Raw genomic sequence first — 22,586 nt, 5'->3', positions numbered from 1 at the left:
CACTCGGCGCGACCGTGCGGTCAGCCGGCGGTCAGGTCCAGGTACATGCCGTGCAGGCCGACGTAGCCGGGCTCGGGGTGGTCGAAGGCCTCGGGGACGGTGGTCAGGATGCGGAAGCCGAGCGAGCGCCACAGCCGGACCGCGGGCGCGTTGGTCTCGACGACGGAGTCGAACTGGATCGACCGGTAGCCCGCCGCGCGCGCCCAACCCACGACGTGCTCGCCGAGGGCCCGCCCGACGCCCCGGCCCTGCGCCGCCGGGCCGACCATGAAGCTCGCCGTCACCACGTGGGAGCCGCGCCCCGGCCGGTCGGGGCCGGCCTTGGCGGTGCCCAGCACGGAGTCGCCGTCGACGGCCACCACCGTGCGGCCCGGGGGCGGCGCCATCCACAGCGCCCGCGCCTCGTCGGACGACAGCCCCGCCGGGTGGGTGTAGGTCTCACCCGCGTCGACCACCGCGCGGAAGACCGGGAAGATCGCCGGCCAGTCGGCGTCGGTCGCCTCGCGGATCTGCACGGGCCGGCTCATCCGTCCCGCGCGACCTTGTGCTGCGCCGCCTGCGCCCGCGGTCGCACGACCATGAGGTCGACGTTCACGTGGTGCGGTCGGGTCACGGCCCAGGCGATGCAGTCGGCGACGTCCTCGGCGACCAGCGGCTCGCGCACCCCGCGGTACACCGCGTCGGCGGCGTCGGCGGAGCCCAGCCGGTTCAGCGAGAACTCGTCGGTGCGTACCATCCCCGGCGCGATCTCGATGACCCGCACCGGCTCGCCCACGAGCTCCAGCCGCAGCGTCTCGGCCAGCGTGTGCACGCCGTGCTTGGCGGCCGTGTACGACGCCCCGCCCTCGTAGGAGATCAGCCCCGCGGTCGAGCTGACGAACAGCACGTCGCCGGCGCCGGAGGTCCGCAGGGCGGGCAGCAGCGCCCTGGTCACCCGCACGGTGCCGAGCACGTTGACGTCGTAGGTGCGCGCCCACGAGTCGAGGTCGGCGTCGGCCACCGCATGGGCGTCGAACGCCCCGCCCGCGTTGTTGACCAGCACGTCGACCCGGTCCAGTGCGTCGGCGAACGCCGCCACGGACGCCGCGTCGGTGACGTCGAGCGGCACGGCCCGGGCGCCGGTCGACTCCGCCAGCGCGGCCAGCCGGTCGGCGCGGCGGGCCGCGGCGACGACGTCGAAGCCCTCGGCCGCCAGCCGGGCGGCCGTGGCCGCGCCGATGCCGCTGGAGGCGCCGGTGACGACGGCGGTGCGCCCGGTGCCGGGCAGCGGGCGGTACCCCGACGGGGCGGAAGGTGAGGGACCTGACATGTGCTCATCCTGGCGCTGATGCAGGATGGGGGACCGACAGGGGTGCCGACAGCGAACCCTCGCGGGAGCAGAGCGGAGGTCCACGTGCCCGCTCGTCGCCTCTCCGGCCCCGGGCTGCCGTCCCGGGTGGCCACCCTCTCGGTGCACACCAGCCCGCTCGACCAGCCCGGTGCCGGCGACGCCGGTGGCATGAACGTCTACATCGTCGAGGTCTCCCGCCGGCTGGCCGCGCGGGGCGTCGCCGTCGACGTGTTCACGCGCGCCACGTCCAGCGACCTGCCGCCCGTCGTGGAGATGAGCCCCGGGGTCACGGTGCGCCACGTGAGCGCCGGCCCCTTCGAGGGCCTGGGCAAGGAGGAACTCCCCGCGCAGCTGTGCGCCTTCACCGCGGCGGTGCTGCGCGAGGAGGCCCAGCACGAGCCGGGCTACTACGACGTCGTCCACTCCCACTACTGGCTCTCGGGCCAGGTGGGCTGGCTGGCCCGGGACCGGTGGAGCGTGCCGCTGGTGCACACCGCGCACACCCTGGCCAAGGTGAAGAACGAGGCCCTGGCCGCCGGCGACCGCCCCGAGCCGCGGGCGCGGGTCATCGGGGAGGAGCAGGTGGTGACCGAGGCCGACCGGCTGATCGCCAACACCGACGAGGAGGCCCGCCAGTTGGTGCGCCTCTACGGGGCCGATCCCGCACGCACGCTGGTCGTGCCGCCCGGCGTCGACCTGGACCGGTTCACCCCGGGCAGCCGGGCCGCGGCCCGCCGCGCCGTCGGGACGGCCGACGACGCCGTCGTCCTGCTGTTCGTCGGCCGGATCCAGCCGCTCAAGGCGCCCGACGTCCTCCTCGCCGGTGCCGCGCGGATGCTGGCCGATGACCCCGGCCTCCGCTCCCGACTGGAGGTGCACGTCGTCGGCGCGCCCAGCGGTTCGGGGCTGGAGGCGCCACGGCAGCTCGAGCAGCTGGCCGTCGCGCTGGGCATCGGAGACCTGGTGCGGTTCCACAGGCCGCAGCCGCCCGACCGGCTGGCCGACTTCTACCGCGCCGCCGACGTCACGGTGGTGCCCAGCCACAACGAGTCCTTCGGCCTGGTGGCGCTGGAGTCGCAGGCGTGCGGCACCCCGGTCGTCGCCGCGGCCGTGGGCGGGCTGCCGACGGCGGTCCGCGACGGCGTCTCCGGCGTCCTGGTCGACGGCCACGACCCGCGCGACTACGCGACCGCGGTCCGCTCGGTGCTGGCCCGCCGGGAGCTGCTGGCTGCGGGCGCCCGCCGGCACGCCGGGCGCTTCTCCTGGGACCGCACCGCCGACGCCCTCGTCGACGCCTACGTCTCGGCGGCGGCGGAGATGGCCGCCGCGCCCGCTGTTCCGCTACGGGAACGGCGCCCCGGTCCGCTGCGGGCGCTGCCCGGGTTCGGGGTGGCCCGGTGAGCCGGGCGATCGAGGAGCTCGACGCCCTCATCGAGCAGACCCTCCGGGACAGCGAGCTGGTGCACGAGCACCCCCGGCCGGGCACCTGGCTGGTGGACCTCCCGGGCACCAAGAAGCTCAAGACGGTCTGCGGGCTGATCGTGGGGGAGCACGCGCTGCGCGTGGAGGCGTTCGTCTGCCGCCAGCCCGACGAGAACCGCGAGCAGCTGTGGACCTACCTGCTGCAGCACAACGCCCGCATGTACGGCGTCGCCTACTCGATCGACTCGGTCGGCGACGTCTACCTGACCGGCCGGCTGCCGCACGCCGCCGTCACCCCCGAGGAGCTCGACCGCGTCCTCGGCTCGGTGCTCAGCTACGCCGACGACCACTTCAACACCATGCTCGAGATCGGGTTCGGCACCTCGATCCGCCGGGAGTGGGAGTGGCGGGTGAAGCGGGGCGAGTCCCTGCGCAACCTGGAGGCCTTCGCCGCCTTCGTCGAGTCCTCGCACCGCACGGGCGGGAGCCCCGCCGGCGCCGACCCGGCTGCCGGGGCGTGACGGCGACGGACAAGTCGCAGCCGGGCGCCGTGGCACCCGGCGAGGAGACCGGCGCCGGCTACGACCGGCGGTGGTGGGTGCTGGCCACCATGACCGTCTGCCTGCTCGTGGTGATCATGGGGAACACGATCCTCAACGTCGCCATCCCGACCCTGCAGCGGGAGCTGGACGCCACCCAGGGCGAGCTCCAGTGGGCCGTGGACGCCTACATCCTCGTGTTCGCGGGGCTGCTGTTCTCGTGGGGGGTGATCGGCGACCGGATCGGCCGCCGGCGGGTGCTGCTGATCGGCCTGAGCATCTTCGCCGTCGGCTCGGTGCTCGCCGCGTTCAGCGACACCGCGCTGGAGCTCATCGCGTGGCGGGCGGTCATGGGCATCGGCGGGGCGGCCGTCCAGCCCACGACGCTCGCCGTCATCACCAACGTCTTCCCGGCCCGGGAGCGCGGCCGGGCCATCGGGATCTGGGCCGGCACCGCCGGGATCGCGGTCGCCGGTGGGCCGCTGGCCGGTGGCGCCGTCCTGGAGCACTTCTGGTGGGGCGCGGTCTTCCTCGTCGGCGTCCCCGTCGCGGTCCTGGGGATCGTGGCCGTGCTCACCGTGGTCCCCGAGTCCCGGGACCCGAACCCCGGCCGCCTGGACGTGCCCGGCGTGCTGCTGTCGATCGTGGCGCTCGCCGGGCTGGTGTTCGGCATCATCCGGGGCGGCGGTGGTGAGGGCTGGACGACGCCCGGCGTGCTGGTGCCGCTGGTCGGCGGCGTGGTCCTGCTGGTGCTCTTCGTGTGGCTGCAGCGGCGGTCCGCCCACCCGGCGCTGGACGTCTCGCTGTTCCGCAACCCGGCGTTCTCCGCGGCCGCCGGGGCCCTGGGGCTGAACTTCTTCGCTCTGCTCGGCGCCACGTTCTACCTGGTCTTCTACCTGCAGGGCGTGCGCGGCTACTCGCCGCTGCAGAGCGGGGCGGCCCTCATCCCGGTCGCGCTCGGCATGGCGCTCATGGCCCCGCGCAGCTCCGGGCTGGCCGAGCGCTTCGGTGCCAAGGCCGTCTGCGCCACGGGATTCCTGCTGATCGCGCTGTCCTTCGCCGGGGTGCAGCTGCTCGACCTCACGTCCCCGGTGTGGCTGCTGCTGACCGTGCTCTCGGTGCAGGGCGTGGGCATGGGGGCGGTCATGGCGCCCGCGACCGAGTCGATCATGTCCGTCGTCCCCAGGGAGAAGGCCGGCGCCGGGGCGGCGGTCAACAACTCGGTGCGCCAGGTGGGCGGGGCCCTCGGTGTCGCGATCCTCGGCTCGCTGCTCGCCGCCACCTACTCCGCGCAGCTCGGGTCCGCGGCCGACGGGCTGCCCGCCGGCACACGCGACGACGCCCGCCACTCGATCGTGGCCACGCTCGAGGCGGTGAGCCGGGCGCAGGCCGAGGGCACGCCGGAGGAGGCCGCGGCCGCCGCGGCGGTCGTGGAGCCGGCGCGGGAGGCCTTCGTCACCGCGATGCACGTGACCGCGATCGGCACGGCGGCCGCGACCCTGGTGGCGGCGGTGGTCGTGCTGGTCTGGCTGCCGGGCCGGCGAGAGCGCATGTCCTCGGTCACGCAGTGACTCGACAGGCGGTGCTGGCCGCCCTGCTGCGGAGCCGACCCGTACCCGGGCGGGGAGGCGACGGTGAGCGGACGCGGGCCCTCGCCCGACGGCCCCGCTGCCCACGTGGGCGGCGTCGGGCAGGATGATCGACGTGACGACTTCCCCCGGAACCCTGGTGCTGCTCCGCCACGGCGAGAGCGAGTGGAACAAGGCCAACCTCTTCACCGGCTGGGTGGACGTCCCGCTGTCGGAGAAGGGCCGGGCCGAGGCCGCCCGCAGCGGGCAGCTCCTCGCCGAGCACGGGCTGCTGCCCGACGTCTCGCACACCTCGCTGCTCCGGCGGGCGATCATGACCGCCGAGCTGGCCCTGCACGAGGCCGACCGGCAGTGGATCCCGGTCAAGCGCTCCTGGCGGCTCAACGAGCGCCACTACGGCGCGCTCCAGGGCAAGGACAAGGCCGCCACCCTCGCCGAGTACGGCGAGGAGCAGTTCATGACGTGGCGCCGGTCCTACGACACCCCGCCGCCCCCGATCGAGCCGGGCAGCGAGTTCTCGCAGGACGGCGACGACCGCTACTCGTTCCTGCCGCCGGAGGCGCGCCCGGCCACCGAGTGCCTGGCCGACGTCGTCGTCCGGATGCTGCCCTACTGGTACGACGCGATCGTGCCGGACCTGCGCCTGGGCAGGACCGTGCTGGTCGCGGCGCACGGCAACAGCCTGCGCGCGCTGGTCAAGCACCTCGACGGCATGAGCGAGGACGACGTCGTGGGCCTGAACATCCCCACCGGGGTGCCGCTGCGCTACGACCTCGACGCCGACCTGCGCCCGACCACGCCCGGTGGGGAGTACCTCGACCCCGAGGCGGCCGCGGCCGCCATCGAGGCGGTCAAGAACCAGGGCAAGAAGTAGGAGCCCGGTGCCCGTCCGGGCGCCCTCGTGAACGGGGCCCGCGCGGGGCCCCGTTCACCCGGATCAGGCCTTGCCGGTGACCTCGGACTCCCAGCGCTCGCCGGTGACCAGGTAGACGACCCGGCGGGCGACGCTGACCGCGTGGTCGGCGAAGCGCTCGTAGTAGCGGCCGAGCAGCGTGATGTCGATGGCCGTCTCGATGCCGTGGGGCCAGGTCTCGCTCAGCAGCTGCCGGAACAAGCCGCGGTGGATCTGGTCCATCGCGTCGTCGTCGGTCTCCAGCTCCCGCGCCGCCTCGACGTCCCGCTTGGCGATGACCGTCGCAGTCTTCGTGATGAGCAGCTCGGCCACGTTGCCGGCCTCGAGGAAGGCCGGACGGACCTCCTGCGGGACCGCGTGGTCGGGGAACCGCATCCGGGCGACCTTGGCGATGTGCGCCGCCAGGTCGCCCATGCGCTCGAGGTCGGCGACGATCCGCATGGCCGCCGTGATGGTGCGCAGGTCGCCGGCCACCGGCTGCTGGCGCGCGAGCAGGGTGAACGTGCGCTGCTCGATGCTCTCGCGGGTGGCATCGATCTGGTCGTCGCCGGCGATCACCAGGTCGGCCAGGGCGACGTCGGCGTCGAGGAGCGCTGTCGTGGCGGTGCTCATCTGCGAGCCCACGGAGTTGGCCATCTCCACCAGGCAGGCGTTGATGTCGTCGAGTTCCTCGTGGTAGCTGTCCCGCACGGTCGTCCTCTCATCGTGATCCCCCACCGACAGTAGGCGGAGCGAGGGCCGGTCCGGTCGCCGCGGGGTGAACGTCTGCCCCCCGCGCGGTGAACAGTGACCCGTCGGCGCGGTGAACCTGTTGCCGATGGCTGTTCACCGGCGTCGGCCCACCTACCATCTGGGCCGTGAGCCCACTGGTCGCCCTGGTGGTCGGCCTCCTCCTGGGTGGGGTGGTGGCCGCCACAGTCATCATCCGTTCCCGTCCGGATCTGGGTCGACGCGCCCTCGACGGCGCGGCCGTGCCGCCGCCCGAGGCTGCGCTGGCGCGGCGCCTGGTGGACCTGATGGATCCCGCGGTCGTGGTCGTCGGCATCGACGACGCCGTTCTGCTGGCCAACCCCGCCGCCCGGGCCCTGGGCGTCGTCCGCGGCACCCGGCTGCTCGTCCCGGACCTGCTCGCGCTGGCCCGCACGGTGCGCAGCGGGGGTACCCGGCGCGCCGACGTCCGGTTACCCGGTGACCTGGTCGGCGCCGGTCCGCGCCTGGTCGGGGTGCACGGGGTCCGCCTGGACAGCGGCGCCGTGGCCCCGCCCGGCCCGGTGGCGCTGGTCCTCCAGGACGTCACCGAGGCGCGGCGGGTGGAGGCGGTCCGCCGCGACTTCGTCGCCAACGTGGGCCACGAGCTCAAGACGCCGGTCGGCGCCCTGGCGCTGCTGGCCGAGGCGATCGAGGGCGCGGCCGACGATCCCGAGGCGGTGCAGCGGTTCGCCGCGCGCATCGCCCACGAGGCCGACCGGCTCGGCCGGCTGGTGCGCGAGCTGATCGACCTGTCCCGGCTCCAGGGCGGTGAGCCGCTGCCCGAGCTGGTGCCGGTGGAGGTGGACCGGGTGCTCTCCGAGGCGGTGGACCGCACCCGGACGGCGGCCCGCGCCAAGCAGCTGGAGATCGTGCTCGGTGGCCAGCCCGATCTCGTCGTGCGCGGCGTGGAGAGCCAGCTGGTGACCGCGGTGACGAACCTGCTCGCCAACGCGGTCGCCTACAGCACGGGCAGCAGCCGGGTCGCCGTCGCCGCCCGGGCCCGGTCGGGCTTCGCGGAGATCGCCGTCACCGACAGCGGCATCGGCATCCCGCGCGCGGACCGGCACCGGGTGTTCGAACGCTTCTACCGGGTGGACCAGTCCCGGGCCAGCAGCACCGGGGGAACCGGGCTGGGACTGGCCATCGTCAAGCACGTCGCGAGCAACCACGGTGGTTCGGTGACCGTCTGGAGCGAGGAGGGGCTGGGCTCGACCTTCACCCTGCGGATCCCGCTCGCCGGCCCGGCCGACCACCCGGCGGCGGAGCCGTCCGCCGTTCCCGCCCCCCAGAGTCTGGAGACCGAGCGTTCATGAGCCGTGTCCTGGTCGTCGAGGACGAGGAGTCCTTCTCCGACGCGTTGTCCTACATGCTCCGCCGGGAGGGGTACGAGACCGTCGTGGCCGCCACCGGGCCCGACGCCCTGGCCGAGTACGACCGCGGCGGGGCCGACATCGTGCTCCTCGACCTGATGCTCCCCGGCCTGCCGGGCACCGAGGTGTGCCGGGCGCTGCGGGCCCGCGGCAACGTGCCGATCATCATGCTCACCGCCAAGGACGCCGAGATCGACAAGGTCGTCGGCCTGGAGCTGGGGGCCGACGACTACGTCACCAAGCCGTACTCGGCGCGCGAGCTCGTCGCCCGCATCCGCGCGGTGCTGCGCCGCCGCGGGGAGGTGGCCGACGCGGCTCCGGTGGAGGGCGTGCTGGCCGCAGGCCCGGTCCGGATGGACGTCGAGCGGCACGTGGTCGCCGTGGACGGCGAGCAGGTGGCGCTGCCCCTCAAGGAGTTCGACCTGCTCGAGTTCCTGCTGCGCAACGCCGGGCGGGTGCTCACGCGTGCGCAGCTGATCGACCGCGTCTGGGGCTCGGACTACGTCGGCGACACCAAGACCCTCGACGTCCACGTGAAGCGGCTGCGGGCCAAGCTCGAGCCCGACCCCGCGAACCCGAAGTACCTGCTCACGGTGCGGGGCCTGGGCTACAAGCTCGAGGCCTGACGACAGCCTCGGGAGCATCGCAACGAGGAACGAGCGGGGAGCGGGCCGGGGCGCGGAGTCGGGCCATGGGCGAGGCCTCGAAGGAGGACCCCGTCATCCCCACCCCCCGGCACGCTCGGGGTCGGATCCGGGACGGGCCCGGGGGAACGGGCCCGTCGCCGAGGGCCTTCTGCTTCTTCAGTCGTTCTTCAGCTCGTCGATCTTCTTCGACGCGTCGGCCTTCGACAGGTCCTCGGGGACCTCCTCGTCGGTGCCCCGGGCCAGGGTCTCCAGGTAGCTCTTCTGCGCTCCCGTGGCCGGCTCGTCGCCGGTGACCCAGGTGTCGGGGTCCTTCTCGGTGGTCTGGTCGGCGGAGTTCGCTTCGCTCATGTGTTCGATGCTAGGCGCGGGCGAGCTCTCTCGCCTGCTGAGGAGCGGCCGCCGCCATGGCGGCCCGGATCGCCTCCCAGCGGCGTCCGGTGCGGTAGACGTGGACCGCCCCGCAGGCGGGGCAGCCCACGCGCGGCCGCGGCGAACGCCCTCGCCCGGGAGATGGTCGTCCCGTCGCACCGCGACGGCGGTCAGGCGCAGTTCATCGACGCGCCCGTGCCCACCTGCCGCGACGACCTCCTGGGGGCGGTCCTGGACTGGGCCGCGGCGCACCTGGCCGAGGAGATCAGCGTGGACGATCTCGCTCGTCGCGCCCTGATGAGCTCCCGGAGCTTCGCCCGCCGGTTCAAGGCGACCACGGGCACCACGCCGCACGCCTGGCTGCTGGGTCAGCGCCTCGCGGCGGCCGAGGAGCTGCTGGAGAACAGCGACGCCTCGATCGAGGAGATCGCCCGGCTGGTCGGGTTCGGCACCGCGGCCGGGCTGCGCGAGCAGTTCACCCGCCGGCGCGGCGTCTCCCCGCGGGCCTACCGGCAGACCTTCCGGTCGGCCGCGGCCTCAGCTGCCGGGACGACGCCGGTGCAGCTCGACGGGCACCGGCCGCGGGCTGGCGGGGTGCGGCGCGATCAGGCCCTGGTCGAGGCGGGCCTCGGTCAGCCGGCGTAGTTCCTCGTACGCCGGGGCGCCGAGCAGCGCGGTCAGCTCCGCGGCGTAGGTGAGCACCAGCGGCTCGGGGGAGACGTGCGCCGTCGGTGAACCGGTGCACCACCAGTGCAGGTCGTGCCCGCCCGGGCCCCAGCCGCGGCGGTCGAACTCCCCGATGGTCGAGACCAGCACCCGGGTCCCGTCGGGGCGGTCGACGTGCTCCTGTTCCCGGCGCACCGGCAGCTGCCAGCAGACGTCGGGCTTGGTCGTGAGCGGGTGCAGCCCGGTGCGCACCGCCATGCGGTGCAGGGCGCAGCCGCTGCCGCCGGCGAAACCGGGCCGGTTGAGGAACACGCAGGCGCCGTCGATGACGCGGGTGCGCAGCGACCGCACGGGCTCGGCGCCGTCGCCGTCGTCGGCGTCGTCCTCCTCGGTCCACGCGCCGCGGCCGGCCGGGGCGAGCTGCCAGTCCTCGTCGGTCAGGTCCGCGACCGCCGCGGTCACCCGGAGCAGGTCGTCCTCGTCGGTGAAGAACGCGCCGTGGCTGCAGCACCCGTCGTCGGGCCGGCCCGCCACGACGCCGGCGCAGCCCCGGCCGAAGACGCACGTCCAGGCCGACGTCAGCCAGGTGAGGTCGGCGCGGACGAGGTGCTCGGGATCCTCGGGGTCGGGGAACTCCACCCACTCCCGGGGGAAGTCCGGTCCGACCTCCTCGGGGGCGACGTCGGGCACCGGGCCAGTCTAGTGAAAGGACTGCCTGCCCCCTCCGCTCGCAAGCTCGCGGTGGAACCTTCCAGGCGGCCGTCCGGCAGAATCGGCCCATGCGGCTCGGTGTGCTGGACGTCGGATCGAACACGGTGCACCTGCTGGTGGTGGATGCCCATCGCGGGGCGCACCCCACGCCGATGCACGACGACCGCTGGCTGCTGCGGCTCGCCGAGCAGATCGGGGATGACGGCCTGCTGTCCAAGGCGGGGGAGAAGGCGCTCCTGCGCGCGGTGCAGGCCGCCTGCGACCAGGCCGAGAAGCAGGGCTGCGAGGAGCTGCTCGCGATGGTCACATCGGCCATCCGGGATGCGGCCAACGGCGTCGAGGTGCTCCACCGCATCCGCGAGCGGACCGGCGTCGAGCTGCAGGTCCTGAGCGGTGAGGACGAGGCCCGGCTGACCTTCCTCGCCGTCCGCCGGTGGTTCGGCTGGAGTGCGGGACGGCTGCTCGTTCTCGACATCGGCGGCGGATCGCTCGAGCTGGCCAGCGGTGTCGACGAGGAGCCGGACGTCGCCCTGTCCCTGCCGCTCGGTGCCGGTCGCATGTCCCGGCGGTTCCTGCCCGAGGCCCAGCGGGGCGGGCGGCCGGACCTGGCGGCGCTGGACGACCTGAACACCTACGCGAGGGGGCTGATCGAGCCGGCCGCGAAGAAGCTGCGCGGCGCCGGGACGCCGGACCTCGTGGCAGCCACCAGCAAGACCTTCCGCACCCTCGCCCGCCTGACGGGGGCCGCCCCGTACTCGGCGGGGCTGCAGGTCCCGCGGGAGCTCACCGCCGACGGGCTGGAGCAGCTGGTCGGCTTCGTCTCGCGGATCGAGAGCTCGGCGCTGGCCGAGCTCCGGGGGGTCTCGCCCGACCGCGCGCACCAGGTTCCCGCTGGGGCGGTTGTCGCTGCCGCGACTCTACGTGCGCTCGACGTACGGTGCGTGCGGATCTGTCCGTGGGCGCTGCGCGAGGGAGTCATCCTGCGCAGGCTGGACTCGTTGGGAGGGGTGTGATGGCCGAACCGGACTGGAACCCGGACACGGGAGGGCGCTCGCTCGCCGAGATACTCCGCGAGGCCGGCATCGAGTCCGCCGCCCGCACCGCCCGCCGGCGCCGTGTCGACGACGACGACACCGGCATCCGCCAGCGGCGCGCCGACGACCCGGCGGCGGCCGTCCGGGCCGGCTACGGCCGGCGCCGCAGCGACCTGCAGTCCTCCGATCCGGCGGCGGCCCCGGCGCGCGGGAGCCGCGCCCCGGAGCGCGCGCCCGACCCCGCGACCGCCGCGATCCCCGGGCTGCGCCCCGACCGCAAGCCCGGCGTCCCCCAGCCGTCGGCGCCGGTGCCCTCGCTGCGCCGGTCGGCCGAGGCGGCCGGCGGGCACCGCCGGGCCACGCGTACCGCGGCCCGGACCGCGCCCGCCCCCGGCGGGGTCGCCTCCACCGGCCCGATCCCGGTGGTGCGCGCCGGTGAGGTCGACGACGGGAGCCTCGACGCGACGCCGCGGGAGAGCGCGCTGGCCTGGCTGCGCTTCGCCGGCGAGCTGGTCATCGCCCTGGCGGCCGGGGTGGGGATCTACTTCGCCGCCACAGTCCTCTGGGAGATGGTCCCGCACCTGGCGGTCTTCCTGGCCCCCCTCGCCGTCACCGGCTTGGTGGGCGGGGTCAACCTGTGGCGCCGGCGGCAGGGCACCGAACCCGTGGGATCCTGGATGCTCGCCGTCCTGGTGTTCGCGGGCACCCTGCTGACCATCGCCCCGGCGGCCACCCTCCTCGCGACCTCCTGACCGCCGAGGGGCGGTCAGGCGTCGGCCGGCTCCTCCTCGCGGGAGACGGCGAACTCCTCCACGATCGCGGCGCCGAAGGCGTCGAGGTCGTCGGGCTTGCGGCTGGTGACCAGGTTCCCGTCGACGACGACCTCCTCGTCGACCCACGTCGCGCCGGCATTGCGCAGGTCGGTCTGCAGCGAGGGCCACGAGGTCATGCGTCGGCCGCGGACGACGCCGGCCTCGATCAGCACCCACGGCGCGTGGCAGATGGCCGCGACCGGCTTGCCGGCATCGAAGAACGCCTTCACGAAGGTGACGGCGTCGGCGTCGGCGCGCAGGAAGTCGCCGTTGATGACGCCTCCGGGCAGCACCAGCGCCGCGTAGTCGTCGGGGTCCGCCGAGCCCAGATCGGTGTCGACGGTGCGGCGCTCGCCCTTGTCGATGTGCTGGTAGGCGGTGATCGTGCCGGTGGCGAACGAGACCAGCTCCGGCTCCGCACCGGCCTCCTCGAGGGCCTGCCAGGGCTGGTCCAGCTCGACCTGCTCCACGCCGTCGGTGGCCAGCACGGCCACCCTCATCCCGTCCAGTTCTCCTGCCATGCAGCCGCCGCTACCCGGCCCCCCGACCGAGCACACGCCGGAGCACTACGGTTTCGGGCGTGTCCGTCCGTCCACGCTTCCGCCGGCTGCCCGGCCCGCGCGCGCACCCGGCGCTCGCCCAGGAGGACGCCGTCCACGCCGCCGGTGAGCTGGTCGCCGCCGGCCGGCTGGTCGCCCTGGACCTCGCCGCAGCGGCGTCCGACGCCGGAACCGCAGGGCTCGCCGTGCGGGTGGTCGACGCTGGGCTCGCCGCCGCCTGTGAGGTGACGGTCGCCGCGCGGACCCGGGCGGCCGGGGAGCTGACCGCCCGCGGTCTCGCCGTCGCCCTGACCGGCCCGCCGGCCGAGGTCGACCCGGTGGCGCGGGCGCTGCCCGGGGCCCGGGTGGTGGTCCCGGCGGGCGAGCCGTGGGCGGAGGACCGGTGCCGCGCGCTGGCCGGAGGCCGGGTGCGGCTGGTCGCCGGCCGGGGGGCAGGTGCGGAGCTCTCGTTCGTCCGCTGCGTGAACATCCTGATGGCCGGGGACGGCGAGCCGGCCGTCGCGACCACCGATCCACGACTGATCGCCATCACCGGTGAGCGCGCCGCCTGGAACGGCCGCTCGCCCGACAGCTGGGAGCACGTCATGCCCTGGGGAGAACCCACCGACGACCAGTCCCGCCTGCTGGCCGCGGGCCACACCGTCCGCGTGCTGCTGCCCGTCGCCGGGGGCCGGGCGTGACCGCCACGGGCCGGCGCGGGCTGGCCGTCATCGGGGGCGGGAAGATCGGCGAGGCGCTGCTGTCCGGCCTGGTCCGGCGCGGTGGGCCCGACGGGATCCTGGTCGTCGAGCGCAGTGCCGAGCGCGCCGCCGAGCTGACCGCGCGCTACGGCGTCCCCGCGGTGGAGCTCGCCGACGCCGCCGCCCGGGCCCGGGTCCTGCTCCTGGCGGTGAAGCCGCAGGACATCGACACGCTGCTCGGGTTGGTGTCCGGGCACGTCGACGACGGGCACCTGGTGGTCTCGGTAGCCGCCGGGGTGCCGACGAAGCGGATCGAGGCGGCCCTGCCGGCCGGCGTCCCGGTGGTGCGCGTCATGCCGAACACGCCGGCGCTGGTGGACGAGGGCATGAGCGTGCTCTCTGCCGGCGCCCACGCCGGGGAGGAGCACCTGGACGAGGCGGAGGCGCTGCTGGCCGCCGTCGGGCAGGTGCGGCGGGTGCCGGAGTCGCAGCAGGACGCCGTCACGGCGCTGTCGGGCAGCGGACCGGCCTACTTCTTCTACCTCGTCGAGGCGATGGTGGACGCGGGCATCCTGCTGGGGCTGCCGCGGACGCTGGCCGCCGACCTGATCGTGCAGACCGCGCTCGGCGCGGCGGTGATGATGCGCGACTCGGGAGAGCACCCCGTCCAGCTGCGCGAGGCGGTCTCCAGCCCGGGCGGCACGACCATCGCCGCGATCCGGGAGCTGGAGAAGCACGGCGTCCGGGCGGCGCTCATGGCCGCGATCGAGGCCGCGCACACCCGCTCCCTCGAGCTGGGCGTCGACAAGTCCTGACGTCGACAGGGCAGGACGCGCTGCCGGCGCCTTCCCGTGTCGACAGGTCGACGGGCACCCGACGCGAGCGGTCGGACACGGTAATGCACGTACCGGCGCCGTGGTGCGACGCAGCGTCGTCAGAGCCTCACCGTGTCGCGAAACGCGCCGGAACGCGTGTGCACCGTGTTGCATAGGTGTAGTTCTGCCTAGTACGGACCGGTCCGCCTGTTCGTTTCACCCATCGCTTCAGTCACGCCAGTCCCCTTACTCTCAGTACCAGCGCGTGCGTGTTCAGTTGCCGGTGGGGAAGCCGGCGCCACGACACGAGCTAGGTTCCGGAGACGAAGACATGACCATGCCCCAGCGCCACGCTGCCGCCACCGTCGTCCGTCCGGGGATGCCCGTCCCCCGCCCGATGGGTCGCCCGATGAGCGCCGCGGCGGTCGCCCGGCCCGTGCCGGCCCAGCACCCCGCCGCCATGCCGCTCGGTCGCCCGGCCGTCCCGGCCCCCCGCGCCGCCGTCACCTTCCTGACCGTCGCCGAGGTCGCCTCGATGATGCGGGTCTCGAAGATGACCGTGTACCGCCTCGTCCACGCCGGTGAGCTCTCCGCCGTCCGCGTCGGCCGCTCGTTCCGCGTGCCGGAGCGCGCCGTGCAGGACTACCTGCGCGACGCCTACACCGACATCGCCTGAGAGATTCAGGCCGCAACGCCTGCGGTGTCACGACGAGTGGGGTCGGAGGCTCCCGCGAGGAGTGACGTGCCGGCTCCGCCCGACGGGAGCCGGCACGTGGCCGCGGTGTCGTCCGGACGGCGACAGTGTCATCGCCGCGGGGCGGCTCGGGTACGCTCGGTCGCCGAGCGACACCGGGCACGGCCCGTGTCGCATTCGAGCTGATCTGATTCGTCACGACGTCGGGAGCACCACGTGGGTTCGGTCATCAAGAAGCGGCGCAAGCGGATGGCGAAGAAGAAGCACCGCAAGCTGCTGAAGAAGACGCGCGTTCAGCGTCGCAACAAGAAGTGAGCTGACGCTCGTGCCGCCCGCGGTCGTCCTCGTCACCGGTGTCAGCCGGTGGCTGGGAGGCGCGCTGGCGGCCGAGCTCGCAGCCGATCCGCGGATCAGGCGGGTCATCGGCGTGGACACCGTCCCGCCGTCACCGGACATGCTGCGCCGGCTGGGTCGCACGGAGTTCGTCCGGGCCGACATCCGCAACCCGCTGATCGGCAAGGTCATCGCCGCGGCGTCGGTCGACACCGTCGTGCACATGAACATCAGCTCCACGCCCGCCGGGTCCGGCGGGCGGGTGCCGATGAAGGAGCTCAACGTCATCGGCACGATGCAGCTGCTGGCTGCGTGCCAGCGGGCGCCGTCGGTCCGCCGGTTCGTGCTGAAGTCCACCAGCGCCGTGTACGGGGCCTCCTCGCGCGACCCCGCGGTCTTCACCGAGGCGATGCAGGCGCGGCAGGTCCCCTCCGGCGGTTTCGCCAAGGACAGCGTGGACATCGAGGGCTACGTGCGTTCCTTCGGCCGTCGCCGTCCCGACGTGGACCTCGCCGTGCTGCGCTTCACCAACTTCATCGGGCCGCGCATCGACTCGCTGCTCACCGGCTTCCTGCGGATGCCGCTGGTCCCCACCGCCCTCGGGTACGACGCCCGCGTCCAGCTGCTGCACGAGGACGACGCCCTCGCGGTACTCACCCGCGCCAGCACCGGTGACTACGTCGGCACCGTCAACGTGGGCGGTCAGGGCACCCTGCTGCTGTCCCAGGCCATCCGCCGGCTCGGCCGCATCGAGGTGCCGCTGCCCTCGCCGGCGCTCGGCTCGGTCGGCCGGCTCTCGCGCCGCTTCGGGTTCGTGGACTACTCGCCGGAGCAGATGCGGTTCCTGAACTTCGGCCGGGTCGTGGACACCACCGTCCTGCGCACCGAGTTCGGCTACACCCCCCGACACACCACGGAGGCCGCCCTGGCCGACTACGCCCGCACCGTGCCCCCGGTCGTCGACCCCGGCGCGGTCCGTTCCGTCGCCGGCGGGCTGCGGTCGCTGCTGGGGAGGGTCGGTGACACCGCGAACACAGTCGGGCAGCGGTTCCGCCCGGCTCCGCCGCCCCCCGGCCTGCGGGCGGTACGCGATGCCTGAGGCCCGCGTGATCCCGCTGCGTCGCGACGACGACGAGCCCTACGTCCCGGCTGCGCCGCCGCCGGGCTGGGAGGAGCAGCTCGCCGGCGGGGTGGACTTCCTGGAGCGCCGGCTGACCGGCGACTACCGGACCGACGAGTTCGGCTTCGACCCGGACCTGACCGACCACGTGCTGCTGCCGGTGCTGCGCCCGCTGTTCCAGAAGTGGTTCCGGGTGGAGACCCTCGGCCTGGAGAACGTGCCGGCCGACAGCGGCGCGCTGGTGGTGGCCAACCACTCGGGCACGCTGCCGGTCGACGCGCTGATGACCACCGTCGCGCTGCACGACCAGCACCCCGCCGCACGGCGGTTCCGCCTGCTCGGAGCCGACCTCGTCTTCGAGCTCCCCATGGTGGGGGCCATGGCGCGCAAGCTCGGCGCCACGCTCGCCTGCAACGAGGACGCCGAGCGGCTGCTCACCGAGGGGGAGCTGGTCGGCGTCTTCCCCGAGGGCTTCAAGGGCATCGGGAAGCCGTTCCGCGAGCGCTACACCCTCCAGCGCTTCGGCCGCGGTGGCTTCGTGTCCGCGGCGCTGCGTACCGGGGCGCCGATCGTCCCGTGCGCCATCGTGGGCGCCGAGGAGATCTACCCGATGATCGGCAACGCGAAGACCGCTGCCCGGTTGCTGGGTCTGCCGTACTTCCCGGTCACCCCGACGTTCCCGCTGCTGGGTCCGCTCGGGCTGGTGCCGCTCCCGTCGAAGTGGCTGATCGCCTTCGGGACGCCGATCGAGACGGCGTCCTACGGCCCGGCCGCCGCCGAGGACCCCATGTTGGTCTTCAACCTCACCGACCAGGTGCGGGAGACCATCCAGCACTCGCTCTACCAGCTGCTCCTGCGCCGGAAGAGCGTCTTCGGCGCCTGAAGGGCCTGCCAGGCCGGCCGCGGCTCCTCGACCGGGGTGACCGGCTCAGCGGCCCACCAGGACAGCTTGTTGCGCCTGCGCAGGGCCAGCGCCCCGCCCACCAACCCACCCGAGAGGGCGGCCGCGGCCACCGTCGGGACGCCGATCTTCGCGGCCTTGCGCCCGGTGCGGTAGTCGCGGATCGCCCACCCGCGGGCGCGGGCGACGGCGCGCAGCTCGGTGTCGGGGTTCACCGCGACCGCCGTCCCGGTCAGGGACAGCATCGGCAGGTCGTTGGCCGAGTCGCTGTACGCGGTGCACCGGGAGAGGTCCAGGCCCTCGCGCTCGGCCAGGGCGCGCACGGCCTCGGCCTTCGCCGGGCCGTGCATGAGTTCGCCGACCAGCCGGCCGGTGTAGCGGCCGTCGACGATCTCCGAGACGGTGCCGAGGGCGCCGGTCAGCCCCAGCCGGTGGGCGATGATCGAGGCCAGCTCGACCGGTGTGGCGGTCACCAGCCACACCCGCTGGCCGGCGTCGAGGTGCTGCTGGGCGAGGACACGGGTGCCCGACCAGATCCGGTCGGCCATCAGCTCGTCGTAGATCTCCTCGCCGGCCTGCGCGATCTCGGAGACCTCGCGGCCGGCGACGAAGGCCAGCGCGTTCTCGCGGATGGTGTGCATGTCGTCGGCGCTCTCGTTGCCGGCGATGCGGAACTTCGCCTGCTGCCAGGCGAACCGGGCGATGTCGCGGCTGGACAGGTACTTGCGCGCGGCCAGCCCGCGGGCGAACCAGAACAGCGACGCGCCCATCATCATCGTGTTGTCCACGTCGAAGAACGCGGCCGCGGTGAGGTCGGGCTCGACGGCCGACGGGGCCGCCACCTCGGCGGCCGCGGCCGATGCCGCGCCGGCGACGTGGGCGCGGGTCTCCTCGGCGGTCCGTTCCGTGGGCTGCGCGGCACGGCGTCCGCGTACCGGCAGTCGCGGCACTGCGACCTCCCTGAGTGGTCCGTCTCGATCCGCCGGGCACGAGTTGCGCGCATCCCCGGCGCCGTCGTCGCGACCCTAGCCCGGTCGGCGGCCGCGCTCAGATCCTGGTCAGCAGTCCCCGATCGTGGCCAGCGGCGGAAAGCAGATGCGCACCGGTCCCGGCAGCGGAACGGCGACGACGGGGGGATCCGGGGTTCCGCTCGGAACGGCGCCCGACCCGTCGGGCAGCGGCAGGGACGGCACCGGCGGCAGCACGCCCCCGTTCTGCGCCGGCACCGGGAGCTCCGTCGGGACGGCGGCCTGCCCGGGGACCCCCGGGGTTCCTGGAGACGGGGTGCCGGAGCCCGACGGGGTCGCCGGGTCGGCAGGGCCCGCGGACGGCGGGACGGCCGTCCCGGTGCCCGTCCCGGTGTCGGTCCCCCTGCCCGGGTCGGACCGGGGCGTGCCCGGCGGCGCCTCGACCACCTCGGGCGGGGTGTCCGCCAGGCAGAGCCCGGGAACCGGCCCGAGCGCGTCGGCGCCGGTCGTGGCGGGGCCGCTGGCGCAGGACAGCGCCGTCCGCAGCCCCTCGGCGCGCCCGGTGAGCGCGCCGAGCAGGTCGGCGGACCGGTCGAACGCCGGCTCCGCACCCGCCGGCACGCTCCCCTGCAGGCCGCTCAGGCCGGTGGACTGCTCCGCCGTCCACCGGGCCAGGGCCTGCAGCGGCTCGGGATCCCGCATCCGGACCGCACGCTCGGTGAGCCAGGCGGCCCCCTCGGTGGTGTGCCCGTCCATCGTGGCCAGCGTGCGCCCCACCAGCGCGGCGTCGTCCTCACCGACGAGCAGCCCGAGCTCTCCGAGCCGGGTGCTCGCCAGCTCCAGGAGGGTCTGGCCGCGGCTGTCACCGGCGAGCGCCAGCTGCGTCTGCTCGGTGCCGCGCTTGAGGTCGTAGAGCGGGTCGCCCGGCTGGGCTCCGGCCGCGACCGCGACGAGCGCCGCCAGCCCGGTCACGCCCACGGCGGCGCCGGCCAGCCCGGCGGTGATCCGCCCGCGCCAGCGGGACGGCGGCCGGTCGACGGCCCGGGCCGCCAGCAGCCGGTCGCGCAGCGTGCGCGGAGCCGGCGCGGGAGTGCGGACGGCGGCCATCGCCACCAGCCGGGCCCGTGCCCGCGCCTGGTACTGCGGGTCGGGGCCGGTGTCCAGGTGCGCGGCGAGCGACTCGAGACGGGCGACGAGCGCATCCTCGGGACCGGGGGTGGCCGGGGGGCCGGTCAGGGTCGAGCCGTCGTCGTGCCGGATCACCTGCCACCTCCCGTCGTCCTGCTCCCGGCGGGCGCCCGCTGCGACGTGCCCAACGACGGGGCGGCGGGCTCGGTTACGCACGCGCACCTCGCCGGGGTCACCGCAGGCCCTCGGGGAGCAGGCTCGCCAGCCGCCGGACCGCCCGGTGCTGGAGCGCCTTGATGGCGCCGTCCTTCTTCCCCATGATCTCGGCAGTCTCGGAGACGGAGAGACCGTGCAGGAAGCGCAGCACGATGCACTCCTGCTGCTCGCTCCCCAGCTGTCCCACGCACGCGAGCAGCTGCTCGTTCGTGAGGTGCTGGAGCACCGCGTCCTCCGGCCCGTCGGTGACGCGGTCGGCGTCGCGCATGTCGGCGGTGGTGATCTCCAGCCGGAAGCGGCTGCTCTTCACCTGGTCGCGGATGATGTTGCGGGCGATGGTGACCAGCCAGGCCCCCACGTCGCGGCCCTGGAACGACAGCGAGTCGATGCGCCGCAGCGCCCGCACGAACGTCTCGCTGGTGATGTCCTCGGCCGTGGCCCGCTCACCGACCCGGTGGTAGACGTACCGGTGCACCAGCGTCACGTAGTGGTCGTAGAGGCGGCCGAACGCCTCGGCGTCGCCGCCCTGCGCCAGGGAGACCAGCTCCCACACGTCGACGTTCCCGGCGGCGACCGCACCGGGGTCGGCGGCGGCGAGCTCCGCGACGACGTCCGTGGGGGGCTCGGCGATCTCCTCGGCCGGCTCCGCCGGCGGCTCGGGGACCGCCTGCAGCACCTCGGAGCTCGAGCGGGGGAACGGGGTCGCGCGAGGGCCGGGCCGGGCGGCCGGACCGGCGGCGCGCTCGGCGTCCAGGGGGTGCGGCATGCGGGCGATCGACCTCCTCGTCGGCCCGCTGTGCCAGGACCGTCCTCGTTCGACGCGCACGCCGGAACGGCGCGCGCGGGCTGCGGCGCTGGGCCCATGGTGACAACATCGCCCCAGCTCGTCCACGGCAGCCTGCCCGCATGCGTCCCCGAGCGCGCGCCGGGACACGGTTGCGCGCCGCACCGACGACGGGAGATGTCAGTGTCCGAGGCAGGCACCTCGCTGGCCGCGCTGGTCCGCGCGGCCGCGCAGCGCGACCCCGACGCCCCGGCGGTGGTGGCCGGGGACCGGCGGCTGAGCTGGGGTCAGCTCGACGCGGCGGTGGACCGGGTCGCGGCCGGGTACGCCGACCGCGGGCTGACCCCCGGGGATCGGGTCGCCGTCCAGCTGCCGAACGGGCTGGACTGGCTGCGCGCGGTGCTCGGTGCGCTGCGGGCCGGGCTGGTCGTCGTCCCGGTGAACACCGCCTACACCGACCCCGAGCTCGAGCACGTCCTCACGGACTCCGGCGCGGCGCTGCTGGTCGCCACCGCCGAGCGCGAGGCGCCGGGCGGCGTACCGGTCTGGGCGGGCCCGCCCGAGGCCGACGGGCCGGCCGCCGCGGTGGACGACGACCCGGAGGCGCTCGCCTTCCTCTGCTACACGAGCGGGACGACCGGCCGCCCCCGCGGCGCGATGCTGACGTCGGGAGCGCTGCGGGCCAACCAGGAGCAGTGCCTGGCGATGTCGCCCCCGCCGGTGCGGCCCGACGACCGGGTGCTGCTGGCGCTGCCGCTCTTCCACGTCTACGGCCTGAACGCCGGCTTCGGCCTCGTGGCGGCCACCGGCGCCTGCGCCGTGCTGCTGGAGAGCTTCGACCCGCGCGGATCGCTGGCGGTCATGGCCGAGGAGCAGGTCACGGCGGTGCCGGGCGCCCCGCCGATGTACCAGGCCTGGCTGGCGGCGGCCGACGCAGCCGGCCTCGAGGACCCCGCCCACCCCGACGCCGAGCTGCGGCGCGCCTTCGCCGCCGTGCGGATCGCCTCCGCCGGCGCCGCGCCGCTGCCCGAGGAGGTGTGGGCGGCGATGCGCGAGCGGGCGGCCGTCACCGTGTGGGAGGGCTACGGCTTGACGGAGGCGGCGCCCGTGGTGGCGAGCACCTTGGCCACCGGCCGCGCCAAGCCCGCCTGCATCGGCGGTCCCGTGCCAGGCGTGGAGCTGGCGCTGCGCGACACCGCCACGATCGGCGCGGCCACCGTGGAGCCGCCCGCCGGCGAGGAGACCGGCGACGGCGCGGACGGGCCGGGGACCGGGCACGCCGACGACACCGACGACGCCGACGACGCCGACGCGGGCCCGGGCGAGATCTGGGTGCGCGGCCCCAACCTCTTCGCCGGCTACTGGCCCGACGGCGCCGACGGGCCCGACGCCGACGGCTGGCTAGGCACCGGTGACCTCGCCTACCGCGACGCCGACGGCGACCTGCACCTGGTCGACCGGCGCAGCGACCTGATCCTGGTGAGCGGCTTCAACGTCTACCCGGCAGAGGTGGAGCGGATCCTCGACCAGCACCCGGCGGTCGTGGAGAGCGCGGTCATCGGCATCCCCGACCCACGCACCGGCGCGGCGGTCCGGGCCGTCGTCGTCCTGGCGCCGGGGGAGAGCCTCACCGTGGACGGGCTCCAGGCACACGCCGCGGAGTCCCTGGCCCGCTACAAGGTGCCGAGCTCGGTGCAGTTCCTCTCCTCGCTGCCGCACTCGCTGACCGGCAAGGTCAGCCGTGCCCGATTGCGCGAACTCGGGCTCACCGGCGCCGGGGAGGCCGCCGGTGGGTGACCAGCCGCGGCTGCAACTGCTGGTCCGGGACGGCTGCCACCTCTGCCTGACCGCCGCCGAGCAGCTCACCCCGATCGCCGCCCGGGCCGGGCTCGAGCCGCGGCAGGTCGACGTCGACGCCGATCCGGAGCTCCGGGCCGAGTACGGGGACCGCGTGCCGGTGCTGCTGCTCGACGGGCGGGAGCACTCCTACTTCACCCTCGACGTCCCCCGCCTGCGGCGGGACCTCGGGCTGGACTGACGGCAGGCGCGCGCGGGCCCCCACCCCCCGTCCGGGGCGATCGACCCGGGGTCGTTACGGTGGTTCCTGCCACACCTGCGGCCGCATCAGGCCAGCTCAGCGGGCCGGTGCCCCGTCAGCGACTTTGTTCCTGCGTTCACAAGCGGTTACCGTGGCGGACGCGAGCACGTGCTGCTCGCGTCCCGATGTCGTAGCTC

The 22,586-nt window shown here is 74.8% G+C and carries 26 protein-coding genes; 17 read left to right on the top strand and 9 right to left on the bottom strand.

Annotated features, from left to right (window positions below; genetic code table 11):
- Nucleotides 1-20: 20 nt before the first annotated feature.
- Together ABC795_RS15805 and ABC795_RS15800 are read right to left on the bottom strand one after the other, a co-directional pair.
- Nucleotides 21-527, bottom strand: coding sequence for a GNAT family N-acetyltransferase (locus ABC795_RS15805; RefSeq protein ID WP_347058117.1), 507 nt, complete (start codon nt 525-527; stop codon nt 21-23).
- Nucleotides 524-1,309, bottom strand: a complete 786-nt coding sequence (locus ABC795_RS15800) for an SDR family oxidoreductase (protein WP_347058116.1) — start codon at nt 1,307-1,309, stop codon at nt 524-526. The genes ABC795_RS15805 and ABC795_RS15800 overlap by 4 nt, the downstream gene beginning before the upstream one ends.
- Nucleotides 1,310-1,393: 84 nt before the next feature.
- On the opposite strand from ABC795_RS15800, the gene mshA reads away from it, so the two are divergent.
- The 4 genes from mshA to ABC795_RS15780 all read left to right on the top strand — a co-directional run bounded on the left by mshA (nt 1,394) and on the right by ABC795_RS15780 (nt 5,754).
- The gene (gene mshA, locus ABC795_RS15795; RefSeq protein ID WP_347058115.1) at nt 1,394-2,731 is read left to right on the top strand and encodes a D-inositol-3-phosphate glycosyltransferase; all 1,338 of its coding nucleotides are present in this window, start codon (nt 1,394-1,396) and stop codon (nt 2,729-2,731) included.
- On the top strand, nt 2,728-3,273 hold the full coding sequence (locus tag ABC795_RS15790) for a YbjN domain-containing protein (RefSeq protein WP_347058114.1): 546 nt from the start codon (nt 2,728-2,730) through the stop codon (nt 3,271-3,273). The genes mshA and ABC795_RS15790 overlap by 4 nt, the downstream gene beginning before the upstream one ends.
- A complete protein-coding gene (locus ABC795_RS15785) occupies nt 3,270-4,862 on the top strand; it encodes an MFS transporter (protein ID WP_347058113.1) in 1,593 nt (530 codons plus the stop codon). The genes ABC795_RS15790 and ABC795_RS15785 overlap by 4 nt, the downstream gene beginning before the upstream one ends.
- A gap of 133 nt (nt 4,863-4,995) precedes the next feature.
- Nucleotides 4,996-5,754, top strand: a complete 759-nt coding sequence (locus ABC795_RS15780; RefSeq protein ID WP_347058112.1) for a phosphoglyceromutase — start codon at nt 4,996-4,998, stop codon at nt 5,752-5,754.
- Nucleotides 5,755-5,817: 63 nt separating this feature from the next.
- On the opposite strand, the gene phoU is transcribed toward ABC795_RS15780, so the two are convergent.
- On the bottom strand, nt 5,818-6,483 hold the full coding sequence (gene phoU / locus ABC795_RS15775) for a phosphate signaling complex protein PhoU (protein ID WP_347058111.1): 666 nt from the start codon (nt 6,481-6,483) through the stop codon (nt 5,818-5,820).
- Between the two features lie 167 nt (nt 6,484-6,650).
- On the opposite strand from phoU, the gene ABC795_RS15770 reads away from it, so the two are divergent.
- Both ABC795_RS15770 and ABC795_RS15765 read left to right on the top strand, forming a co-directional pair.
- Entirely contained in the window at nt 6,651-7,856 is a 1,206-nt protein-coding gene (locus ABC795_RS15770; RefSeq protein WP_347058110.1) for an ATP-binding protein, read from the top strand.
- On the top strand, nt 7,853-8,539 hold the full coding sequence (locus tag ABC795_RS15765; protein ID WP_347058109.1) for a response regulator transcription factor: 687 nt from the start codon (nt 7,853-7,855) through the stop codon (nt 8,537-8,539). The genes ABC795_RS15770 and ABC795_RS15765 overlap by 4 nt, the downstream gene beginning before the upstream one ends.
- A 177-nt stretch (nt 8,540-8,716) precedes the next feature.
- Here ABC795_RS15765 and ABC795_RS15760 read toward each other — a convergent pair whose 3' ends face one another.
- Nucleotides 8,717-8,908, bottom strand: a complete 192-nt coding sequence (locus ABC795_RS15760; protein ID WP_346620218.1) for a DUF3072 domain-containing protein — start codon at nt 8,906-8,908, stop codon at nt 8,717-8,719.
- A 162-nt stretch (nt 8,909-9,070) separates the two neighbouring features.
- Here ABC795_RS15760 and ABC795_RS15755 point away from each other — a divergent pair, with 162 nt between their 5' ends.
- Complete coding sequence (locus ABC795_RS15755) at nt 9,071-9,574, top strand: helix-turn-helix domain-containing protein (protein ID WP_347058108.1); 504 nt, start codon at nt 9,071-9,073, stop codon at nt 9,572-9,574.
- On the opposite strand, the gene ABC795_RS15750 is transcribed toward ABC795_RS15755, so the two are convergent.
- Entirely contained in the window at nt 9,467-10,285 is an 819-nt protein-coding gene (locus ABC795_RS15750; protein WP_347058107.1) for a hypothetical protein, read from the bottom strand. The two genes, ABC795_RS15755 and ABC795_RS15750, sit on opposite strands and share 108 nt — an antisense overlap.
- Before the next feature lie 89 nt (nt 10,286-10,374).
- Between ABC795_RS15750 and ABC795_RS15745 the strand changes: the two genes are divergently transcribed.
- Together ABC795_RS15745 and ABC795_RS15740 are read left to right on the top strand one after the other, a co-directional pair.
- On the top strand, nt 10,375-11,319 hold the full coding sequence (locus ABC795_RS15745; RefSeq protein WP_347058106.1) for a Ppx/GppA phosphatase family protein: 945 nt from the start codon (nt 10,375-10,377) through the stop codon (nt 11,317-11,319).
- The gene (locus tag ABC795_RS15740; RefSeq protein WP_347058105.1) at nt 11,319-12,092 is read left to right on the top strand and encodes a hypothetical protein; all 774 of its coding nucleotides are present in this window, start codon (nt 11,319-11,321) and stop codon (nt 12,090-12,092) included. The genes ABC795_RS15745 and ABC795_RS15740 overlap by 1 nt, the downstream gene beginning before the upstream one ends.
- Nucleotides 12,093-12,106: 14 nt before the next feature.
- Here ABC795_RS15740 and ABC795_RS15735 read toward each other — a convergent pair whose 3' ends face one another.
- Nucleotides 12,107-12,673 (bottom strand): type 1 glutamine amidotransferase domain-containing protein, encoded by a 567-nt coding sequence (locus tag ABC795_RS15735; protein WP_347058104.1) that lies wholly within the window; start codon nt 12,671-12,673, stop codon nt 12,107-12,109.
- A gap of 59 nt (nt 12,674-12,732) precedes the next feature.
- On the opposite strand from ABC795_RS15735, the gene ABC795_RS15730 reads away from it, so the two are divergent.
- The 6 genes from ABC795_RS15730 (at nt 12,733) to ABC795_RS15705 (ending at nt 17,237) form a co-directional block, all read left to right on the top strand.
- Nucleotides 12,733-13,392, top strand: a complete 660-nt coding sequence (locus tag ABC795_RS15730; protein ID WP_347058103.1) for a hypothetical protein — start codon at nt 12,733-12,735, stop codon at nt 13,390-13,392.
- The gene (gene proC, locus ABC795_RS15725) at nt 13,389-14,207 is read left to right on the top strand and encodes a pyrroline-5-carboxylate reductase (RefSeq protein ID WP_347058102.1); all 819 of its coding nucleotides are present in this window, start codon (nt 13,389-13,391) and stop codon (nt 14,205-14,207) included. Before ABC795_RS15730 ends, proC begins: the two co-directional genes overlap by 4 nt.
- A 331-nt stretch (nt 14,208-14,538) precedes the next feature.
- Nucleotides 14,539-14,883 carry a helix-turn-helix domain-containing protein gene (locus tag ABC795_RS15720; protein ID WP_347058101.1) on the top strand — a complete coding sequence of 115 codons (345 nt, stop codon included), beginning with the start codon at nt 14,539-14,541 and terminating at the stop codon, nt 14,881-14,883.
- Between the two features lie 234 nt (nt 14,884-15,117).
- A complete protein-coding gene (locus tag ABC795_RS15715; protein ID WP_012854759.1) occupies nt 15,118-15,216 on the top strand; it encodes an AURKAIP1/COX24 domain-containing protein in 99 nt (32 codons plus the stop codon).
- A 10-nt stretch (nt 15,217-15,226) separates the two neighbouring features.
- A complete protein-coding gene (locus ABC795_RS15710) occupies nt 15,227-16,333 on the top strand; it encodes an NAD-dependent epimerase/dehydratase family protein (protein WP_347058100.1) in 1,107 nt (368 codons plus the stop codon).
- The gene (locus ABC795_RS15705; protein ID WP_347058099.1) at nt 16,326-17,237 is read left to right on the top strand and encodes a lysophospholipid acyltransferase family protein; all 912 of its coding nucleotides are present in this window, start codon (nt 16,326-16,328) and stop codon (nt 17,235-17,237) included. Before ABC795_RS15710 ends, ABC795_RS15705 begins: the two co-directional genes overlap by 8 nt.
- Here the strand turns inward: ABC795_RS15705 and ABC795_RS15700 are convergent.
- The 3 genes from ABC795_RS15700 to ABC795_RS15690 form a co-directional block, all read right to left on the bottom strand.
- Nucleotides 17,195-18,205: an HAD-IB family hydrolase gene (locus ABC795_RS15700; protein WP_347058098.1), complete on the bottom strand. Its 1,011-nt coding sequence runs from the start codon at nt 18,203-18,205 to the stop codon at nt 17,195-17,197. The two genes, ABC795_RS15705 and ABC795_RS15700, sit on opposite strands and share 43 nt — an antisense overlap.
- A 108-nt stretch (nt 18,206-18,313) precedes the next feature.
- Complete coding sequence (locus tag ABC795_RS15695) at nt 18,314-19,486, bottom strand: DUF5667 domain-containing protein (RefSeq protein ID WP_347058097.1); 1,173 nt, start codon at nt 19,484-19,486, stop codon at nt 18,314-18,316.
- A gap of 97 nt (nt 19,487-19,583) precedes the next feature.
- Nucleotides 19,584-20,333 carry a sigma-70 family RNA polymerase sigma factor gene (locus ABC795_RS15690; protein WP_347058096.1) on the bottom strand — a complete coding sequence of 250 codons (750 nt, stop codon included), beginning with the start codon at nt 20,331-20,333 and terminating at the stop codon, nt 19,584-19,586.
- A 201-nt stretch (nt 20,334-20,534) separates the two neighbouring features.
- On the opposite strand from ABC795_RS15690, the gene ABC795_RS15685 reads away from it, so the two are divergent.
- Nucleotides 20,535-22,148, top strand: a complete 1,614-nt coding sequence (locus tag ABC795_RS15685) for an AMP-binding protein (RefSeq protein WP_347058095.1) — start codon at nt 20,535-20,537, stop codon at nt 22,146-22,148.
- A complete protein-coding gene (locus ABC795_RS15680) occupies nt 22,141-22,389 on the top strand; it encodes a glutaredoxin family protein (RefSeq protein ID WP_347058094.1) in 249 nt (82 codons plus the stop codon). The genes ABC795_RS15685 and ABC795_RS15680 overlap by 8 nt, the downstream gene beginning before the upstream one ends.
- The last annotated feature ends 197 nt before the right edge of the window (nt 22,390-22,586 follow it).

The sequence above is a fragment of the Blastococcus sp. HT6-30 genome, from assembly GCF_039729015.1.
In the GTDB taxonomy this organism is placed as follows: Bacteria; Actinomycetota; Actinomycetes; order Mycobacteriales; family Geodermatophilaceae; genus Blastococcus.
Note: the sequence above shows the minus strand (reverse complement) of the source record. Positions and strands in the feature narration are given on the sequence as shown.